Source organism: Microbacterium sp. Soil_C_42 (assembly GCF_057656735.1).
Map to the genome: position 1 here is coordinate 14,623 of NZ_JBDGJU010000011.1, position 18,927 is coordinate 33,549.

Annotated in this window: 14 protein-coding genes; 8 read left to right on the forward strand and 6 right to left on the reverse strand. The window is 70.9% G+C overall.

Annotated features, from left to right (window positions below; translation table 11 throughout):
* Window positions 1–4 precede the first annotated feature (4 nt).
* Window positions 5–541 carry a DUF1697 domain-containing protein gene (locus AC3A46_RS08955; RefSeq protein WP_487664854.1) on the forward strand — a complete coding sequence of 179 codons (537 nt, stop codon included), beginning with the start codon at window positions 5–7 and terminating at the stop codon, window positions 539–541.
* 218 nt (window positions 542–759) lie between these two features.
* A complete protein-coding gene (gene recQ, locus AC3A46_RS08960) occupies window positions 760–2,775 on the forward strand; it encodes a DNA helicase RecQ (RefSeq protein ID WP_487664855.1) in 2,016 nt (671 codons plus the stop codon).
* Window positions 2,776–2,779: 4 nt separating this feature from the next.
* Here recQ and AC3A46_RS08965 read toward each other — a convergent pair whose 3' ends face one another.
* Entirely contained in the window at window positions 2,780–4,063 is a 1,284-nt protein-coding gene (locus AC3A46_RS08965) for a TetR/AcrR family transcriptional regulator (protein ID WP_487664856.1), read from the reverse strand.
* A 154-nt stretch (window positions 4,064–4,217) separates the two neighbouring features.
* Here AC3A46_RS08965 and AC3A46_RS08970 point away from each other — a divergent pair, with 154 nt between their 5' ends.
* Both AC3A46_RS08970 and AC3A46_RS08975 read left to right on the forward strand, forming a co-directional pair.
* Window positions 4,218–5,519 (forward strand): MFS transporter, encoded by a 1,302-nt coding sequence (locus tag AC3A46_RS08970; RefSeq protein ID WP_487664857.1) that lies wholly within the window; start codon window positions 4,218–4,220, stop codon window positions 5,517–5,519.
* A complete protein-coding gene (locus AC3A46_RS08975; RefSeq protein ID WP_487664858.1) occupies window positions 5,519–7,315 on the forward strand; it encodes a glycoside hydrolase family 3 protein in 1,797 nt (598 codons plus the stop codon). Before AC3A46_RS08970 ends, AC3A46_RS08975 begins: the two co-directional genes overlap by 1 nt.
* 148 nt (window positions 7,316–7,463) lie before the next feature.
* Here AC3A46_RS08975 and AC3A46_RS08980 read toward each other — a convergent pair whose 3' ends face one another.
* Window positions 7,464–8,357 carry a universal stress protein gene (locus tag AC3A46_RS08980; protein WP_487664859.1) on the reverse strand — a complete coding sequence of 298 codons (894 nt, stop codon included), beginning with the start codon at window positions 8,355–8,357 and terminating at the stop codon, window positions 7,464–7,466.
* Complete coding sequence (locus AC3A46_RS08985; RefSeq protein ID WP_487664860.1) at window positions 8,354–9,832, reverse strand: APC family permease; 1,479 nt, start codon at window positions 9,830–9,832, stop codon at window positions 8,354–8,356. Before AC3A46_RS08985 ends, AC3A46_RS08980 begins: the two co-directional genes overlap by 4 nt.
* A gap of 217 nt (window positions 9,833–10,049) precedes the next feature.
* Between AC3A46_RS08985 and AC3A46_RS08990 the strand changes: the two genes are divergently transcribed.
* Window positions 10,050–11,744, forward strand: a complete 1,695-nt coding sequence (locus tag AC3A46_RS08990; RefSeq protein ID WP_487664861.1) for a formate--tetrahydrofolate ligase — start codon at window positions 10,050–10,052, stop codon at window positions 11,742–11,744.
* A gap of 40 nt (window positions 11,745–11,784) precedes the next feature.
* Here AC3A46_RS08990 and AC3A46_RS08995 read toward each other — a convergent pair whose 3' ends face one another.
* Together AC3A46_RS08995 and AC3A46_RS09000 are read right to left on the reverse strand one after the other, a co-directional pair.
* Entirely contained in the window at window positions 11,785–12,609 is an 825-nt protein-coding gene (locus AC3A46_RS08995) for a glycoside hydrolase family 16 protein (protein WP_487664862.1), read from the reverse strand.
* 25 nt (window positions 12,610–12,634) lie between these two features.
* Window positions 12,635–12,991: a VOC family protein gene (locus AC3A46_RS09000; RefSeq protein ID WP_487664863.1), complete on the reverse strand. Its 357-nt coding sequence runs from the start codon at window positions 12,989–12,991 to the stop codon at window positions 12,635–12,637.
* Between the two features lie 221 nt (window positions 12,992–13,212).
* Between AC3A46_RS09000 and AC3A46_RS09005 the strand changes: the two genes are divergently transcribed.
* Complete coding sequence (locus AC3A46_RS09005; protein ID WP_487664864.1) at window positions 13,213–15,318, forward strand: acyl-CoA dehydrogenase family protein; 2,106 nt, start codon at window positions 13,213–13,215, stop codon at window positions 15,316–15,318.
* A gap of 125 nt (window positions 15,319–15,443) precedes the next feature.
* Here AC3A46_RS09005 and AC3A46_RS09010 read toward each other — a convergent pair whose 3' ends face one another.
* Complete coding sequence (locus AC3A46_RS09010; RefSeq protein ID WP_487664865.1) at window positions 15,444–15,851, reverse strand: glucose-6-phosphate dehydrogenase; 408 nt, start codon at window positions 15,849–15,851, stop codon at window positions 15,444–15,446.
* Window positions 15,852–16,019: 168 nt separating this feature from the next.
* Here AC3A46_RS09010 and AC3A46_RS09015 point away from each other — a divergent pair, with 168 nt between their 5' ends.
* Window positions 16,020–16,592: a DNA-3-methyladenine glycosylase I gene (locus tag AC3A46_RS09015; RefSeq protein ID WP_487664866.1), complete on the forward strand. Its 573-nt coding sequence runs from the start codon at window positions 16,020–16,022 to the stop codon at window positions 16,590–16,592.
* Between the two features lie 40 nt (window positions 16,593–16,632).
* A complete protein-coding gene (locus AC3A46_RS09020; RefSeq protein ID WP_487664924.1) occupies window positions 16,633–18,879 on the forward strand; it encodes an LLM class flavin-dependent oxidoreductase in 2,247 nt (748 codons plus the stop codon).
* Window positions 18,880–18,927 lie beyond the last annotated feature (48 nt).

The following is an 18,927-nucleotide window of genomic DNA, read 5'->3' on the forward strand; positions in this document are numbered from 1 at the left end:
CGTCATGCCGACCTACGTGGCGTTCCTGCGGGCGATCAGCCTCGGGGCGAACCGGAAGTTCCCGAAGGGCGACATCGTGCGCGTGGTCGAGAGCGTCGGGTTCACCGACGTCCAGACCCACATCAACACGGGCAACGTGCGCTTCACGGCGACGCTGCGCTCGCGGGCGAAGATCGAGAAGGCGCTCGAGGACGCCTTCGCCGCGGACCGCGGGTTCGACGTGCCGACGATGGTGTTCACGATCGACGAGCTTGCGGCGATCGCCCGTGACGCCGTCGTCCTCACCGCGGGCCGGCGTGGCCTGGAGCGGCACTACGTGTATCTGCTGAAGGAAGCGCCACAGGCCGACACGATCGCCGAGATCGAGGGGCTGACGACGGATGCCGGCGAGATGGTGGTGCGCGGCAGGGTCGCGCACGCGCTTCTCGGCCCGGGCTACCAGGCCGGAACCGTCGATCCGCTCCGCGCGGCGAAGCTGCTGGGCGTCGCGACCAACCGCAACGCGAACGTCATCACGACGCTCGCGGAGAAGTGGTGCTGAGCTCGGGGTGTTGCGGGCTCCACCCGCTCCTCAATTGAGGTCCAGGGCCGAAGTGCGGCCCCGACCCCGGCGCGCCGCTCCTCATCTCGGCCCTGATCCTCAAATGAGGATGCCGGGAGGCTCCTCCCCACAACCCGGGGAGATGGGTTCGGCTCGGGTTGTGCACCGGGCGGGGCTGGCGGGGGAGCGCGTCGGATCCCGCGGCTACCCTGGGACGGGTGACAATCCCCCAGGGCGACCCGTACGCCGACCTCGCGTGGGAGCCCGAGTTCGCTCCTGCGCCCGACGATTCGTGGGCGCCGCCGGAGGACGGATGGATGCCGCCGCCCGACCCCATGGCGGGCGGCTCGACGTCGATCGACCCCTTCGCGGGCGCCGGTTCGCGCCGGGAGTTCACAGGCGCCGGTCCGCGCCGGGACTTCGCGGGCGCCGACGCGGCCACCGTGCTGCGCGAGGTGTACGGGTACGACGCGTTCCGCGGCGAGCAGGGCGCGATCGTCGACCACGTGATCGCCGGCGGCGATGCCGTCGTGCTGATGCCCACCGGTGGCGGCAAGAGCGTCTGCTACCAGGTTCCGGCGCTCGTCCGCCCGGGGACGGGGCTCGTCGTGAGCCCCCTCATCGCCCTTATGCACGACCAGGTCGACGCGCTCCTCGCCAACGGCGTGCGGGCCGCGTACCTCAACTCGACCCAGGCGCCGCCCGAGCGCGCGGCCGTCGAGCGGGCGTTCCTGGCGGGCGAGCTCGATCTCCTCTACGTCGCCCCCGAGCGGCTGAACACCGAGGCGACGCTCCGCTTCCTCGCGCGCGGACAGCTCAGCGTCATCGCGATCGACGAGGCGCACTGCGTGTCGCAGTGGGGTCACGACTTCCGCCCCGACTACCTGGCGCTGGGCGCCCTCGCCGAGCGATTCCCCGGGGTGCCGCATCTCGCGCTCACGGCGACGGCGACCCCCGCGACGCACCGCGAGATGACCGAGCGGCTGCAGCTGCCGCAGGCGCGCCACTTCGTCTCGAGCTTCGACCGGCCCAACATCCAGTACCGCATCGAGGCCAAGTCCGACCCGCGGCGCCAGCTCGTCGCGTTCATCCGCTCGCAGGGGTCCGGCGCGGCGGGCATCGTCTACGCGCTCAGTCGCAAGTCGGTGGAGCAGACGGCCGAGTTCCTCTCGGCGCAGGGCGTCGACGCGCTCCCGTACCACGCCGGTCTTCCCGCCGAGACGCGTGCCGCCAACCAGTCCCGCTTCCTCCGCGAGGACGGCGTCGTCATGGTCGCCACGATCGCGTTCGGCATGGGCATCGACAAGCCCGACGTCCGCTTCGTCGCGCACATCGACCTGCCGAAGTCTGTCGAGGGCTACTACCAGGAGACCGGCCGGGCGGGCCGCGACGGCGAGGCCTCCGTCGCGTGGATGGCCTATGGACTCGGCGACGTCGTGCAGCAGCGCCGCATGATCGATCAGTCGCCCGGCGACCGCGCCTTCAAGACCCGGCTCGGCCAGCACCTCGACGCCATGCTGGGCCTCTGTGAGACGGTCGGATGCCGCCGCCAGAACCTGCTCGCCTACTTCGGCGAAGCCTCTGCCCCGTGCGGCAACTGCGACACGTGCCTCGAGGCGCCCGACACCTGGGACGGACTCGTCCCCGCGCAGAAGCTCCTCTCGACGATCGTGCGCCTGCAGCGCGAGCGCGGCCAGGCGTTCGGTGCCGGTCACCTCGTCGACATCCTCCGCGGCGCCTCGACCGACCGCATCCGGCAGCAGGGCCACGACCAGCTATCGACGTACGGGCTCGGCGCCGATCTCAGCGATCAGGACTGGCGCAGCGTGATCCGCCAGCTGCTGGCCCGCGGCATCCTCGTCGCCCGCGGCGAGTACGGCACGCTCGCGCTCGGCGATTCTGCGGCGGGCGTGCTGCGCGGCGAGACGCCGGTGCCGTTGCGCCGCGACGTGATGGGCCGCTCCGGCGGCGTCGCACGCGTGCGCAAATCCACCGCTCCCGAGACGCTCGACCCTGCGAACGCCGGCCTCTTCGAGGCGCTGCGCGCGTGGCGCGCCGGCGTCGCGAAAGAGCTCGGCGTGCCCGCCTACATCGTGTTCGGCGACGCGACCCTGCGCGCCGTCGCCGAGCGCCGGCCCGCGAGCCTCGCCGACCTCGACGGTGTCTCGGGCATCGGCGCCAAGAAGCGCGAGGCCTACGGCGAGGCCGTGCTCGCGGTGGTCGCCGCCGCCTGATCGGTCACCGCGGCAGCACGTCGTCGAGGTGCGCCGTGAGCTGGGCCGCGACATCCACCGACGAGCGGTCGTAGAGCCATTGGTACTGCAGGCCGTCCCAGAGCGCGGTGAGCCAGAGGGCCTCGAACTCGGGGTCGCGGTGAGAGGGGAGGTCGCCGTCCTCCTGGGCGGCGCGGAACAGTGCGGCGAAGTGGTCCACCACGCCGCGGAAGCGCTCCTCGAAGTAGGCGTGCGCGGGATGGTCGGCGGGCACCGCCTCGCACGAGAGCACGGCGTAGACCTCGATGAGGCCCGGAGCCCTCGCCGCGTTGACGCTGGCGCCGCGGGGGAGGGCGCGCAGCTCTTCGACCGCCCGGTCGGCGGGAGCGTAGTCCGCCCGCGACTCGATCTGCTGGTCGCGGTGGCTCAGCACCGTGCTCAGCAGATCCTCCTTCGACCCGAAGTAGTGCAGCAGCGTCGACTTCGAGACGCCGACGCGCTCGGCGATGTCGCGCAGGCTGGTGTCGCCGTAGCCCTCCTCGGCGAAGAGCGCGGTGGCGCCGTCGACGATGAGGGCGCGGCGCTCGCGGCCGACGCGATAGCCCGAGGGCGCAGCATCCGGTGCCGCGACGGAAGGCATCGGCGGCACCGGCGCCGCCGTCGAGGCGGGTGCGGGATCGTCGGCGTCGCGCCAGCCCACGGGCAGTGTGAGCGACGCCTCGTACGTCTCGAGGGTCTCGGCGATGTCGACCCGCTCGGGAAGGTACTGCGCGAGCAGCTGGAGCCCGTCCCACGCGGCGGCGACGCGCACGGCCTCGCCGCGCGGGTCGCGGTCCGCCGCGACGGTGTCCTGGGTGATCGCCTCGTCGATGGCGTCCGTCGACAGCTCGCGCAGGCGCGCGTACCGGTCTCGCACGATCTCGTGCGCGGGATGGCGGGGGGTGGATGCCTCGCCCGTGAGCGCGGCGAAGAGCGCCAGGTATCCGGGCACGGTCTCGTTGCGCCGCGCGATCTCGCTGTAGGCGAGGGTGCCGGGGTCCTCAGCAGCCATGCGTTCGAGGAGCTCGGTCTCGTTGTCGCGCTCGAACAGGTCGACCACGGCGGCGAGCAGCTCGTCCTTCGTGGCGAAATGCCGGAGCAGACCGGGGTGGCTGATGCCGGCGGCAGCCGCGATGTCACGCAGCGACGTGGCGCGGTATCCCCGGGTGACGAAAGCGTCGTGCGCTGCGGCGACGATCGCGGCGCGGGTCTGCTCGGTGCGGGCGGTGCGCACGGTGGGCACGGCGCCGGGTGCGGTGGTCGTCGTCACGTCGTCACCGCCTCCCCGCGCTCGCCTGCGCCCATCCTATCCTCGTCGATTACCAGGCGGTCGACTTTCAGTTACCAAACGGTCGGGTTTCATGTACGCTCGTGCCTGGACGCGCGTCGGAGTCGACGCGCGTCGCACCCGAGAAAGGACTCCGATGACAGAGATGTCGCCCGCCGCGACGGTTGCGGCCGCCGGAACGACCGGCTTCAAGGCACCGGGCACCACGCCCGAGAAGACTCCCCGGGGCTACACCCCCGGCCTCGCCGCGGTGAACTTCGGCGTCTATCTCGCGCTGCTGACGCCGGTGCTCGTCTCGATGGCCTTCAAGGTCGAGCACATCTCGCCCGAGGGCACCGCCACCGCCAACCTCGGGCTCATCATGGGCGTCGGCGCGCTGTTCGCGCTCATCGCCAACCCGCTCGCCGGCCGCCTGTCCGACCGCACGATCTCCCGCTTCGGCATGCGCCGCCCATGGATCCTCGGCGGCACGCTCGTCGGCCTCGGAGGCTTCGCCCTCATCGGCGTCGCCGAGTCGGTGTGGGTCGTGCTCATCGCATGGTGCCTCGTGCAGACCTCGATGAACGCCGTGCTCGCCGCCGCCAACGCGACGCTTCCCGACCAGGTGCCGGTCACCGGCCGCGGCAAGGTGTCGGGCATCGTGGGGCTCACCACGCCGCTCGGCATCCTCGCCGGCTCGTTCCTGGTCAACTTCCTGTCGGACGACTTCGCCCGCTTCGTCGTGCCCGCCGCCATCGCCACCGTGCTCGCGGTGCTGTTCGTCCTCGTTCTGAAGGACCGCCGCCTCGACCACAAGCCCGCGCAGAAGTTCACGATCGGCCAGTTCTTCGGCTCGTTCGTCTTCAACCCGGCCAAGCACCCCGACTTCGGCTGGACCTGGCTCACCAAGTTCCTCGTGATGTTCGGCTACGCGGGCATCGCGACGTTCCTGCCCTTCTACCTCACCGAGAAGTTCGGCCTCGACGAGCAGACCGCGATCACCACGATCCTCATCGCCAACCTCGCCTCGATGGTCGCCATGGCCATCTCGGGCCCGCTCGGCGGCGTGCTCTCCGACAAGATCGGCAAGCGCCGCCCGTTCGTCGCGATCGCCGGCGTCATCATGGTCGTCGGCCTCGTGACCCTCGCATTCGCGCCGAGCATCGCCGTCGTCCTCGTCGCCCAGGCGATCATCGGCTTCGGCGCCGGCTCGTTCATGTCGGTCGACCTGGCCCTGGCGACCGAGGTGCTGCCCAACCGCGAGGACACCGCGAAGGACCTCGGCGTGCTCAACATCGCCAACGCGCTGCCGCAGTCGATCGCCCCCGCGATCGCCCCGGGCATCATCGCCCTCGGCGCCACCACCTCCCTCGGCGGCTACACCGTGTACTACCTCTTCGGTGCGCTCGTCTCCCTCGCCGGCGCCGTGCTCGTCTACCGCATCAAGGGAGTGAAGTGATGACCGACACCACGACGACGATCGCGGATGCGGCGACCACTGCCCCATCCGACCGGCCCTGGCTGGACGCGAGCCTGCCCGTCGAGGAGCGCGTCGAGCTGCTCCTCGCCGAGATGACGGTGGAGGAGAAGGCGGGCCTCTTCTTCCAGACGATGATCGTGATGGGCGAGGGCGGCGAGCTGTCCGAGGGCGACTCCGCCTTCGGCATCCCGTCGAACCGCGAGTACGTGGCCGGCCGCCACATGAACCACTTCAACCTGCTGGGCGTCGCGCCCAAGGCCAGTCACATCGCGGCCTGGCACAACAAGCTGCAGGAGCTCGCGGCATCCACTCGCCTGGGCATCCCGGTGTCGATCTCGACCGATCCGCGCCACTCGTTCAGCGACAACCCGGGCGCCGCGATGTTCGCCGGCCCGTTCTCGCAGTGGCCCGAGCCGCTCGGTCTCGCGGCGACCCGTGACGCGGACCTGGTGCAGCGCTTCGGCGACATCGCGCGCCAGGAGTACACGGCCGTCGGCATCCGCGTGGCGCTGCACCCGCAGGTCGACCTCGCGACCGAGTCGCGGTGGGCACGCCAGCTGCAGACGTTCGGCGAGGACGCAGCTCTCGCGGGCGAGCTGGGCGCGGCGTACGTGCGCGGCTTCCAGGGATCCGCATTCGGCCCGGGCTCGGTGAGCACGATGACCAAGCACTTCCCGGGCGGCGGCCCTCAGAAGGACGGCGAGGACCCGCACTTCGACTACGGCCGCGAGCAGGTCTACCCCGGCGGGCAGTTCGAGCTGCACCTCAAGCCGTTCGAGGAGATCTTCGCCGCGGGCGGCCGCCAGATCATGCCGTACTACGGCATGCCGGTCGGCACCGAGTACGAGGAGGTCGGCTTCGGCTTCAACAAGGGCGTGCTCACGGGCCTGCTGCGCGAGCGCTTCGGCTTCGACGGCATCGTCTGCACCGACTGGGGCCTGGTCACCGACCAGCCGATCATGGGCACGGACTTCGCCGCCCGCGCGTGGGGCGTGGAGCACCTGAGCCCCGCCGAGCGCATGGTGAAGATCCTCGACGCCGGCGCCGACCAGTTCGGCGGAGAGCACGACCCGGAGCTGCTCCTCGGCCTCGTGCGCGACGGCCGCGTGAGCGAGGAGCGCCTCGACGTCTCCGCCCGCCGTCTGCTCCGCGAGAAGTTCGAGCTGGGCCTGTTCGAGAACCCGTACGTGGACGTCGAGGCGGCCGACGCCATCGTCGGCTCGACGCAGTTCCGCGCCGCCGGCGAGGCCGCGCAGCGCGCCTCGATCGCCGTGCTGTCCAACGACGGCGCCCTGCCGCTGCGCCGCGGACTGAAGCTCTACGTCGAGGGCATCGCGCCCGAGGCGGCGGCTCACTACGGCGAGATCGTCGAGAAGCCGGAGGAGGCGGATGCTGCGATCCTGCGCCTGCAGGCACCCTACGAGCAGCGCGCCTCGATGTTCGAGAACTTCTTCCACGCCGGGTCGCTCGACTTCCCCGAGGAGGTCGTCGCCCATGTGCGCGCGGTGTCGTCGGTCGTGCCGACGGTCGTGGACGTGTTCCTCGACCGTCCCGCGATCCTCGGCCCGATCGTCGATGCCGCGGCCGCGGTCACTGCGAACTGGGGAGCGAACGCCGGTGCTCTGCTCGACGTCCTGACCGGCGGATCCCCGGCGACCGGCAAGCTGCCGTTCGACGTGCCGAGCTCGATGGCGGCCGTGGAGGCGTCGCGCCCCGACGTGCCGTTCGACACCGCCGACCCGCTGTTCCGCTTCGGTCACGGGCTCTCGCTCTAGCCGGCTGAGACGGGGATGCTGCGCCGCGACCTCGCGGCGCAGCATCCCCGTCGCGTCCTGGCGCACAGAATCGGAGGATCTGCCTGACACGCGGGCTCGGGATGCTGTGACCCGGCGTGTCGCCGAGAGCCTCCGATTCTGTGCAGGGCTACGCGCCGGCGCCCGGCACGACCACGACGGGCACGGGTGCGTTGCGCAGGATCTTCGATGCGCTGGAGCCCAGGAACACCTGGGCCAGGCGGTGCGTCGACGACGAGCCCACCACCATGACATCGCCCTCGGTCCAGCCGACCGACGACACCGCTGTGCCCCAGTCGCCCGCGGCGGCGATGCCGTACTCGAGATCGTGGTCGGAGAACCCGAGGGTCTTCAGATGCGCTGCCGCCTCCTGCTGCGCGGCGGCGGCCTGCGCGCCCCACAGCTCGATGACCTGGGTCTGCGCGTGGCTGATGTCGGTGGTGACGGGGCGGCGTGACGGGTTCACGAGGAACGTGACCAGGCGCATCCGCGCCGAGGCGAGTCTGCTGAACTCCGCGACACGGTTCAGCAGCGACCAGCTGGCATCGTCGTCGCGGAAGCCGACGGTCACCCTCGTGACGGCGCTCGTCGTGCGGAAACTCCGTGGCGCGATGGCCACCGGCAGGGGCGAGGAATGCACGAGCCGGTCGGTCTTCGAGGTCAGCTGCACGCGCCCCGGCTCCGCCTCCTCGGCGGATCCCACCACGATCATCCCCGCGTCTCGCGCGACGGCCTGCTCGATCAGCGTCGCCGGCGCTGATCTGCCGGCGACCCACACCGCCTCGGCGGGGATCCCGGGATGGTGGGCGAAGTCCGACAGGGCGAGCTCCGCACTCCGCCGGCCTTCGCCCGCGGCCCACTCCTCATACTCGCGGTCGACGCCGCCGGCGAGCGGCGTGCCCCATCCCTGCGGGACGACCGACACCGCCACGACCGGCTCGGGATGCGAGCGGGCGAACTGGAACGCGAGCTCGATCGCGCTGCGATCGTCGCCTCGCGGTCCGTAGCCGACGAGGTACGTCACGTCTCGTCCTCGGGATGGATCGGCTCGGCGATCTGCTCCGCCGAGGTGTAGTCGTTCAGCGTCGCGTGCTTTCGTCCGTAGAACCAGTAGTAGAGCAGCACGATCGCGATCCAGGCGCCGAAGATCACCCATGTGATGGCCGCCAGCCCCGACAGGATGTAGACGCACGCGGCGATGGTGAGGATCGGCACCACCGGGTAGAGCGGAACCCGGAAGGGTCGCTCGAGGTCGGGCTTCGTGCGCCGCAGCACGATGACGGCGAGCGCCACGACACTGAAGGCGACCAGCGTGCCGATCGAGACGGTGTCCCACAGATAGTCGGACGGCACGAACCCGGCCACGATGGCGACGATCACCGAGACGACGATCGTGTTGTAGATGGGCGTCATCGTCTTGGCGTTGACCTTGAGGAACTTCCGCGGCACGAGCCCGTCCCGTGAGATCGAGAACAGGATGCGGGTCTGGCCGTACAGCGTCACCAGCGTCACGGAGAAGATCGAGACGACCGCGCCGGCCGCCAGGATCGTGCCCCAGATCGGGTTGCCCGTGATGTTCTCCAGGATCTGGGCGAGGCCCGCCTCGCTGGCCTCCTCGGTGGAGTAGAACTCCACCGGCTCGGCGGCGAGCCCCGCGATGGCGACCAGGATGTACACCGTCGAGACGATGATGAGGGCGCCGATGATCGCGCGGGGGAGCGCCTTCTGCGGGTTGCGCACCTCCTCGCCCGCCGTCGCGACGGCATCGAGGCCGATGAACGAGAAGAAGATCGTCGCCGCGGCGGCGCTGATGCCGGCCGCGCCGAACGCGAAGAAGTCCTCGAAGTGGTCGGCGTTGAACGCGGTGAAGCCGAGGACGATGAACAGCACCAGCACGCCCAGCTTGATGAGCACCATGATCGTGTTCACCGTGGCCGACTCTGCGACGCCTCGGATGAGGAGCAGGCAGCACAGGCCCACGAGGACGACGGCGGGCAGGTTGATGATCCCGCCGGTCGCCGCGCCATCGGATCCGGGGATGAACGACACCGACAGCGCATCCGGCAGCCGGAGTCCGAGCGTGTTCTCGAGCAGCTCGTTGAAGTAGCCGCTCCAGCCCACCGCGACCGCCGAGACGGCGACGCCGTACTCGAGCAGTACGCAGCCCGCGATGATCACCGCCCAGATCTCGCCCAGCGCGTGGTACGTGTACGAGTAGGTGGAGCCGCTCACGGGGATCGCCGAGGCGAGCTCGGCGTAGCACAGCGCCGACAGGCCGGCGCAGATCGCGGCGACGATGAACGAGATGATCACCGCGGGCCCCGCCTCGGGGATCGACTCGCTCAGCACGAAGAAGATCCCGGTGCCGACGGTCGCGCCGACGCCGAACATCATGAGCTGGAAGGTGCCGATGTTCCGGGCGAGCTCCTCGCCCTTGTGGTGCTTCTGCTGGATGACGATGGGCTTGCGCCGAAAGAGCTGTTCGCCGAGTGCGGCCATGTCGGACTCCCCACGGGGTGGCCGGGCCACAGCGCCCGGAGTGCACCCAGTCTGGTGCGCGGGGTCGATCGGGCATAGGCCCGCAGACCCGACTGGCGTCTGGGATCACAGACGACGGGAGCGGAACGGATGCTGCCGCCCGGGCGTCCGCGACGACTGAGCGCCAGCCCCATAGGCTGGCGGAGGCGGGTGACGAGGCCCGCGACGGGGAGCGAGCGTGGCCACGAGCAACATCGAGATCGCACAGCAGGCCGAACTCTGGCCGATCACCCGGATCGCCGAGGGGCTCGGCATCCCTGACGAGGAACTCGAGCCGTACGGCCGGTTCAAGGCCAAGGTGTCGCTGCGGCATCTGCGGACGCTCCGGGAGAAGCCGCGCGGGCGGCTCGTGCTGATGACCGCCGTGTCACCCACCCCTGCGGGCGAGGGCAAGACGACGACCACCGTGGGCCTCGGCGACGCGCTCACCCGCATCGGAGAGCGGGCGATGATCTGCCTGCGCGAGCCGGCTCTCGGTCCGGTGTTCGGCATGAAGGGCGGCGCCGCGGGCGGCGGGTACGCACAGGTCGTGCCGATGGAGGACATCAACCTCCATTTCACGGGCGACTTCTCGGCCATCGGTATCGCGACGAACCTCCTCGCGGCTCTCATCGACAACCACGTCCATCACGGCAACGCCCTCGGCATCGACGTGCGTCGAGTGACCTGGCGGCGCGTGCTCGACGTCAACGACCGGGCCCTCCGCGACGCCGTGATCGGCCTCGGCGGTCCGTCCAACGGCTACCCCCGCGAGGACGGCTTCGACATCGTGGTGGCGAGCGAGGTGATGGCGATCTTCTGCCTCGCCACCGACCTCGCCGACCTCAAGGAGCGGCTCGGCGAGATCGTCGTCGCGTACACCCGCGACCGCACGCCGATCCGCGCACGTGACCTGCGGGCGCACGGGGCCATGGCCGCCATCCTGCGAGACGCGCTCGCGCCGAACCTCGTCCAGACGCTCGAGCACACGCCGGCATTCGTGCACGGCGGCCCGTTCGCGAACATCGCGCACGGCTGCAACTCGTACCTCGCGACGGACTCCGCGCTGCGGATGGCCGACTACGTCGTCACCGAGGCCGGCTTCGGCGCCGATCTGGGCGCCGAGAAGTTCGTCGACATCCTGTGCCGGACGACGGGCCTGCGCCCCGACGTGGCGGTGGTCGTCGCGACCGTACGCGCCATGAAGTTCCATGGCGGCGTCGAGGTCCAGGACCTCCCGCACGAGAACGTCGCCGCCCTCGAGCAGGGCACGGCCAACCTCCTGCGGCACCTGAAGACCCTTCGCGAGACGTGGGGCATCCCGACGGTGGTCGCGATCAACCATCGCGCGGAGGACACGGATGCTGAGACCGCGGCGCTCGTCGCGGCCGCCGAGTCCGTCGGGGTCACGGCCGTGGTCGCGAAGCACTTCGCCGAGGGCGGCGCGGGCGCGGAGGCACTGGCGCGGGAGGTCGTACGTCTGTGTGAGGACCGGCCCGCGGAACCGGGGGACGTAGACGCTCTGCGCTTCACGTACCCGGATGACGCGACGCTGTGGCGCAAGATGAGCGCGATCGCGACGCGCATCTACGGGGCGTCCGAGATCACCGCGTCGACCGCCGTGCGCGCGCAGATCAAGCGCCTGCAGGACGAGGGGTACGGCGGGTATCCGGTGTGCGTCGCGAAGACGCAGTACTCGTTCTCGACCGATCCGAAGCTGCGCGGTGCGCCGACGGGCCACGTCGTCGACATCCGCGAGGTGCGCCTCGCCGCCGGCGCCCGGTTCGTCGTGATGATCTGCGGCGACATCATGACGATGCCCGGGCTGCCGGCGACCCCCGCCGCGAACAGCATCGACGTCGATGATGAAGGGCGCATCGTCGGGCTCTTCTGAGACGGATGCCGAGACCGCAGGTTCGCCCGGCCCTGCGGCGTCACGAGCGCGGGAAGGTTCGCACGCGTTCGACGCGGAACGTGTGGGGAAGGGCGGCGAGGTCGCGCGTGCCGTCCGGGCGCGGCAGCTCGTACAGATCCAGCATGAGCTGCACGGGGTAGTCGATGCGCTGGCGCACGGTTTTGACCCAGCGGTGGTCGATGAAGAACCGCACCGCGTCGGGCGTCCACTCGACGGCGTAGTCGTGCATCTCGGTGAGATCGCCCTCGACACGGACCTTCTCGAAGTCGTCGCGCAGGCGCGGGTCGTGCTGGCGCTTGATGCCCACGCCGACCCAGCCGCCCTCGTCGTCGAGCTCGCTTCCGAAGATCTCGGCGATGCAGATCTCGCCGGAGTCCTCGGGGCGGTCCTCGAACCCGATCGGCCAGAACGCCACCATCGCGTCGGGGTGGCGCACCGCGGCCATGCGGACTTCGATCACGCCGAACCGGGGCAGGTGGAGCCGGCGCTCCGGCTGCTCCTCGCGCACCACAAGGCCGTCGCGGAAGCGGTGCTGCCCGGTCGCGCTGCCCCGCACGCCCGCGAACTGGCCGGTCTGCACGTGCGAGACGCGGTTGTCGCCGTCGAACTCGGGTGACCATGGCGCGGTGTCGGCGTCGATGAAGAGCTCGAGCGCGTCGGGCGCGATCGAGTACCTGGCGGCCGTACGCTCGCGCGACGACCAGTGCGGCAGGTAGTACGGCCACCACACCTTCTCGTCGAGCACCCCCTCGCCGAACCGCTCGTCGAGATCGGGCTCGCGGCCGTCGAGGTCGAGCGGCGACATGTCGAGGAGCGGGGTGTCGGCTGCGGACTCGTCCGTCATGGATCGCAGGCTGATGCGGCGGTCATCAGCGATCGGTGACGAGGATGGTGTTCCCGTCGGGGTCGGTCGCGGTGAAGAAGAGGCAGCGGTCGGGGTCGCCGAGCTCGTCGCTCGGGTGCGCCCCGAGCCGCGCGAGACGCTCGTGGACGGAGGCGAGGTCGTCGACGCGGAAGTTGCACGTCGCCCACGGGAGGCCGGGTTCGACGTGAATGCCGCTCTTCGGCCCCATCAGCGTCACCTGCCCGTGCGAGCCCGCGAGCACGCTCGAGGCGTCGCTCTCTTCGACGACGCCGAGGCCGAACGCATCCGCGTACCAGTGCGCGCCCGCTCGCGGATCGTGCACGGGGATGAACGCGGTCGTGATCGCCGTCGGCGGGCTCATGACCCGAGCCTAGGCCTCGCCGCGGACGTTCGCGCGGGTCCTGCCCGAGCATCCCCGTCACGGCGTCCGCAGACGCCCTGGCTGTGTGTCTCGCACAACGGATCCGTCCCCCGTGCCGCGCCGACCTTGTGGACATCCACCAGAGGCTTTGAGGGGGCGTTGTCGGAGTCCTACCGTCAAAGGCAACTTGATCCTTCCCGTCGCACCGAGAGGTGATGCACATGGCTGACGCCGCCGTCCGCACCAAGAAGCCCGCCGTTCACAAGAACACGCCCGCCGGGGGCGCCCCGACCGCTCCGCACACCGCCGCCGAGGCATCCGATCCCCGTATCGACATCGCCGCGGTCACCGACCTGCTCCTCGGGACGTGGGGTGAGACACGCCGCGAGGCCCGCGAGATGATCAAGGACCCCGCGTTCTGGCGCATCGAAGGGCAGCCGATGCCCGAGCACCGCGAGCGCGTGCTGACGCAGCTGCACCTGCTGGTCGAGCACGGCGGCTCACGCCGGGCGATGCCCGAGAAGTTCGGCGGACTCAACGACAACGGGGCGAACATCGCCGGGTTCCAGGAGCTCGTGCTGGCCGACCCCAGCCTGCAGATCAAGTCCGGCGTGCAGTGGGGCCTGTTCGGCTCGGCTGTCTTCCAGCTCGGCACCGAGAAGCACCACGACAAGTGGATGCCGGGCATCACCGACCTGTCGATCCCGGGCGCGTTCGCGATGACCGAGACCGGACACGGCTCGGATGTCGCGGCCATCGGCACGACCGCGACCTACGACCCCGAGACCGAGGAGTTCGTGATCCACACGCCGTTCCGCGGCGCCTACAAGGACTACCTCGGCAACGCCGCGCTGCACGGCAAGGCCGCGACGGTGTTCGCGCAGCTCATCACGGGCGGCGTCAACTACGGCGTGCACTGCTTCTTCGTGCCGATCCGCGACGACGAGGGCGCGATGCTCCCGGGCATCATCAGCGAGGACGACGGCGTCAAGGGCGGCCTCAACGGCATCGACAACGGCCGGCTCGCGTTCGACCAGGTGCGCGTCCCGCGTTTCAACCTGCTCGACCGCTACGGCCAGGTCGCCCCCGACGGCTCGTACACGTCCGACATCCCGACGCCCGGCCGCCGCTTCTTCACGATGCTCGGGGCACTCGTGCAGGGACGCGTGTCGCTCGACGGCGCCGCGACCACCGGCACCGCGCTCGCCCTCCACATCGCGCTCACGTACGCGAACCAGCGCCGCCAGTTCGACTCGGGCGCCGGCACCGAAGAGGTCGTGCTGCTCGACTACGGCAAGCACCAGCGGCGCCTGCTGCCGCTCCTCGCGCAGAACTACGCGCAGTTCTTCAGCCACGACGAGCTCCTCAAGAAGTTCGACGCCGTGTTCTCGGGCCGCACCGACACCCCCGAGGAGCGCGAAGACCTCGAGACGCTCGCCGCCGCGCTCAAGCCCCTGTCGACGTGGAACGCCCTGTCGACGATCCAGGAGGCCCGCGAGGCCTGCGGCGGCTCCGGCTTCCTCGCCGAGAACCGCATGGTCGGCCTCCACCAGGACCTCGACGTCTACGTCACGTTCGAGGGCGACAACAACGTCCTGCTCCAACTGGTCGGCAAGCGACTGCTGTCGGACTACGCCAAGCAGTTCAAGGGGGCGGATGCTGCGAAGCTGGCCCGCTTCGCGGTCGGCAAGACCGCCGGCAAGCTGTTCCACGGTGCGGGGCTGCGCCAGCTCGGGCAGACGGTGACCGACTTCGGCTCGACCGCGCGCTCGATCGAGCTGGGCCTGCGCCCCGACCAGCAGCACGAGCTGCTCGCCGGCCGGGTGCAGCAGATGGTCGCGGATGTCGCGGCCGCCCTGCGTCCGGCGTCGAAGCTGTCGCCGGCCGAGGCCGCCGCGCTGTTCAACAGCCACCAGGCGGAACTCATCGAAGCGGCCCGCGCACACGGCGAGCTGCTGCAGTGGGAGGCCTTCACCGACGGCGTGAACCGTATCTCGGACGAGGGCACCAAGCAGGTGCTGACGTGGCTGCGCGACCTGTTCGGGCTGCACCTCATCGAGAAGCACCTCGCGTGGTACATCATCAACGGCCGGCTGTCGACCCAGCGTGCGGCATCCGTCTCCCGCTACATCGATCGTCTCGCGGCGCGGCTGCGTCCGCACGCGCAGGATCTCGTCGACGCCTACGGCTTCGCGCCGGAGCACGTGCGCGCCCCCATCGCCTCGGGTGCCGAGCGCCAGCGCCAGGACGAGGCGCGCGAGTACTACCGCGCGCTCGCCGCGTCGGGCGAGGCGCCGGTGTCGGAGAAGTCGCTCAAGAAGAAGTGACGGCGCGCGGCTCGCGCCGTGCGAGCCGGCGTCCTCGAATGAGGAGCTGAGCCGGGATGCGGGCTGGTCTGCGCTGACGGCTCCGCATCTCGGCAACGATCCTCAAATGAGGATCGGGATCGACGTCAGGAAGCGGACCAGCCGCAGTTGCCGCACTCGCCCGTCGCGGAGACCTCGATGAAGCAGTTCGGGCACATCGCGCGCACGCGCTCGGGGACGACGGGCTTCGCGACGCGACGCTGCGCGGCCGGACGCGGGGACGACGACTTCGCGCGTGCGGCCGGTGCGGCTGCCGCCGGCTGCGGGACGATCGCCGCGGCGGGCACGTGGTAGGCGCAGTAGAAGCGGACGTAGCCGTCGTGGTTCTTCGGGTGCCGGTGCTTGTAGGCCCACAGCTCGGTGCGCTCCAGCAGCTCCGACTCGGGGCCGCACGTGAAGCAGCGCGTCGGCTCGCCCGGCACGACATCTGCGAGGAGTACGGGGTTCTCGAAGGGGACCGAGTCCCGCCAATCCGCCGACGCGACGATCTTCATGGTCCTGCCTCCCAGCTGTGCGGACCCGAACAGCCCGACATTCCAAGGTAAGCGACGCAGGCGCCATCCGGGAATCGAGCAGGTGTCGGGCGGCTGAACTCGGCCGATCGTGCCTGGCTGGGCGATGACGCCCGACTCGACGTCGGCGGGGGAGCCTAGGCTGGCGCGGTGAGCACCGATGTCCGCCTCGGCGCCGACGGCCGCGCGCGCTGCGCCTGGGTCGGCGACGACCCCGAGTACGCCCGCTACCACGACGAGGAGTGGGGGGTGCCGCTGCACGGCGACCGTGCGCTCTTCGAGAAGATGAGCCTCGAGGGGTTCCAGGCGGGGCTGTCGTGGATCACGATCCTCCGCAAGCGACCGCGGTTCCGCGAGGTGTTCGCGGGGTTCGAGCCCGAGACCGTGGCGGCGTTCGGCGAGGACGACATCGCGCGATTGATGATGGATGCCGGCATCATCCGCAATCGCGCCAAGATCGAGGCCACGATCTCCAACGCGCGGCTGGTGCTCGGCCTCGCGCCCGGTGAGCTCGATGCGTTCATGTGGTCCTTCGCGCCGGGGGCCCATCGGCGGCCGGCGACCTTCGCCGAGGTCCCCGCGATCACGGCGGAGGCCACGGCGATGAGCAAGGCCTTGCGCACGCGCGGCTTCCGCTTCGTCGGCCCGACCACGATGTACGCGCTCATGCAGTCCGCCGGCATGGTGGACGACCACGTCGACGGCTGCTGGCGCGTCGGCTGACGCACGAGGAACAACGAGCGCACACCATGCGTTCGAATAGATCGTGGATTACGGACACCCGCTCGAATTCGGCGCCTTCATCACTCCTTCCGCCGCGAGCCCTGAGGCCCCGGTGCTGCTGTCGCAGGTGGCCGAGGCATCCGGTCTCGATCTGGTTACCTTCCAGGACCACCCCTACCAGCCCGCGTTCCTCGACACGTGGACGCTCATGTCGTTCGTCGCCGCGCGCACCGAGACCATCCGCATCGCGCCCAACGTGCTGAACGTGCCGCTGCGACCGCCCGCCGTCGTGGCGCGGGCCGCCGCGAGCATCGACCTGCTGTCGGGCGGGCGGTTCGACCTCGGCCTCGGCGCCGGCGGCTTCTGGGATGCGATCGAGGCGATGGGCGGCACGCGGCTCACGCCGGGTCAGGCGGTGACGGCGCTGGGTGAGGCGATCGACCTCATCCGCGAGCTGTGGCGCACCGACGAGCCCCGGGGCGTGTTCACCGGCGGGAAGTTCCACGCGGCGCACGGCGCGAAGCGCGGGCCGCGGCCGGCGCACGACATCCCGATCCACATCGGCGCGTACAAGCCGCGCATGCTCGCGCTCACCGGCCGCAAGGGCGACGGATGGCTGCCGTCGCTCGGCTACATGCAGCCGGGCGACCTCGCGAAGGGCAACGCCGCGATCGACGAGGCCGCCCAGTCGGCCGGCCGCGACCCGCGCGAGATCCGGCGTCTGCTCAACATCGGTCAGCTCGCGGCCGATCCGCGGGAGTTCGCCGAGCGCCTGGCCCGCCTCGCGCTGGACGACGGCATCGGCACGTTCATCATCGCGGCCGACGACCCGAGCCTGCTCCAGCGCTTCGGCGAGGACGTCGCCCCCGCCGTGCGCGAGCTCGTGACCGCCGAACGCGGCACACGCGGGGTCGACGCCGCGCCGGTGCGGTCGGCGGCGGCGATCGCCGCCCGCCGCGACGGCATCGCGTACGACGACGTGCCGGCAGGCCTGCGCGCGATCGAGCCCGGAGACTTCGACTACGGCGACGTGCGCGCCACCTACATGCGCGGCGGACGCCCCGGCCTGGTGCTGCAGCCCTCGTCGCCCGAGCAGGTCGCAGAGGCGCTCGCGTTCGCGCGCCGGCATCCCGAACGTCCTCTCGCGGTGCGCAGCGGTGGCCACGGCATCAGCGGCCGCAGCACCAACGACGGCGGCATCGTGATCGACCTCCGCAGCCTCGACGAGATCGAGGTGCTCGACGCCGACCGCAGGCTCGTGCGCGTCGGGCCGGGTGCGCGGTGGGCGCAGGTGGCCGCGGCACTGGGCGAGCACGGCTGGGCGCTGACGTCGGGCGACTACGGCGGCGTGGGTGTCGGGGGCCTCGCGACGGCGGGCGGCATCGGCCTGCTCGCCCGTGAGCACGGCCTCACGATCGACCACCTGCGTGCCGCCGAGGTGGTGCTCGCCGACGGCTCGATCGTGCGGACGGATGCCTCCACCCATCCCGACCTCTTCTGGGCGATCCGCGGGGCCGGCGCGAACGTCGGCATCGTGACCGCGTTCGAGTTCGAGGTCGACGAGGTCGGCCAGGTCGGATACGCGCAGCTCGCGTTCCAGGTGGACGACGTCGCAGAGTTCCTCGAGGGCTACGGCCGCATCGTCGAGTCGTCGCCGCGCGACCTCACGATGTTCCTGCTCACCGGCGGGCCCCGCCCCGGCCAGCCGCAGGTCGTTCAGCTGTACGGCGTCGTCGACTCCGACGACCCCGACACGATCATCGCCCGCCTGCAGCCGTTCGCCGAGCTCGCGCCGCTCGTGCAGCAGTCCGTGCAGCTCACGACGTACCCGCAGATCATGGCGAACGCCGACCTCGGCCCGCAGCACGGCGCCGGCGAGCCGCACAGCCGCTCGGGTCTGATCGAGCACGTCACGCCCGCCTTCGCTGCCGCGGTGGAACGGATGCTGCGCTCCGGCGCCGTCCCGTTCTTCCAGCTGCGCGCGGTCGGCGGGGCGGTGGCCGACGTCGCCGAGGACGCGACCGCGTACGCGCACCGGTCGGCGAACTTCTCGGTCGCCGCGCTCGGATCCCACCCCGACCGGCTCGACGCCCAGTGGCGCACGCTCGCGGACCACGTCGACGGCATCTACCTGAGCTTCGACTCGTCCGAGCGCCCGGAGCGGATCGCCGAGGCGTTCCCGCCTGCGACGCTTGCCCGGCTGCGCCGCGTGAAGGCGACCTACGACCCGACGTGCGTCTTCCGCGACAACTTCGCGATCGAGCCCGCGGACTCCGACGCCGCCTGAGGCGCAGCATCCGTCCCCCGTCCCCCGGGTTTGGGGCGCATTCCTTCC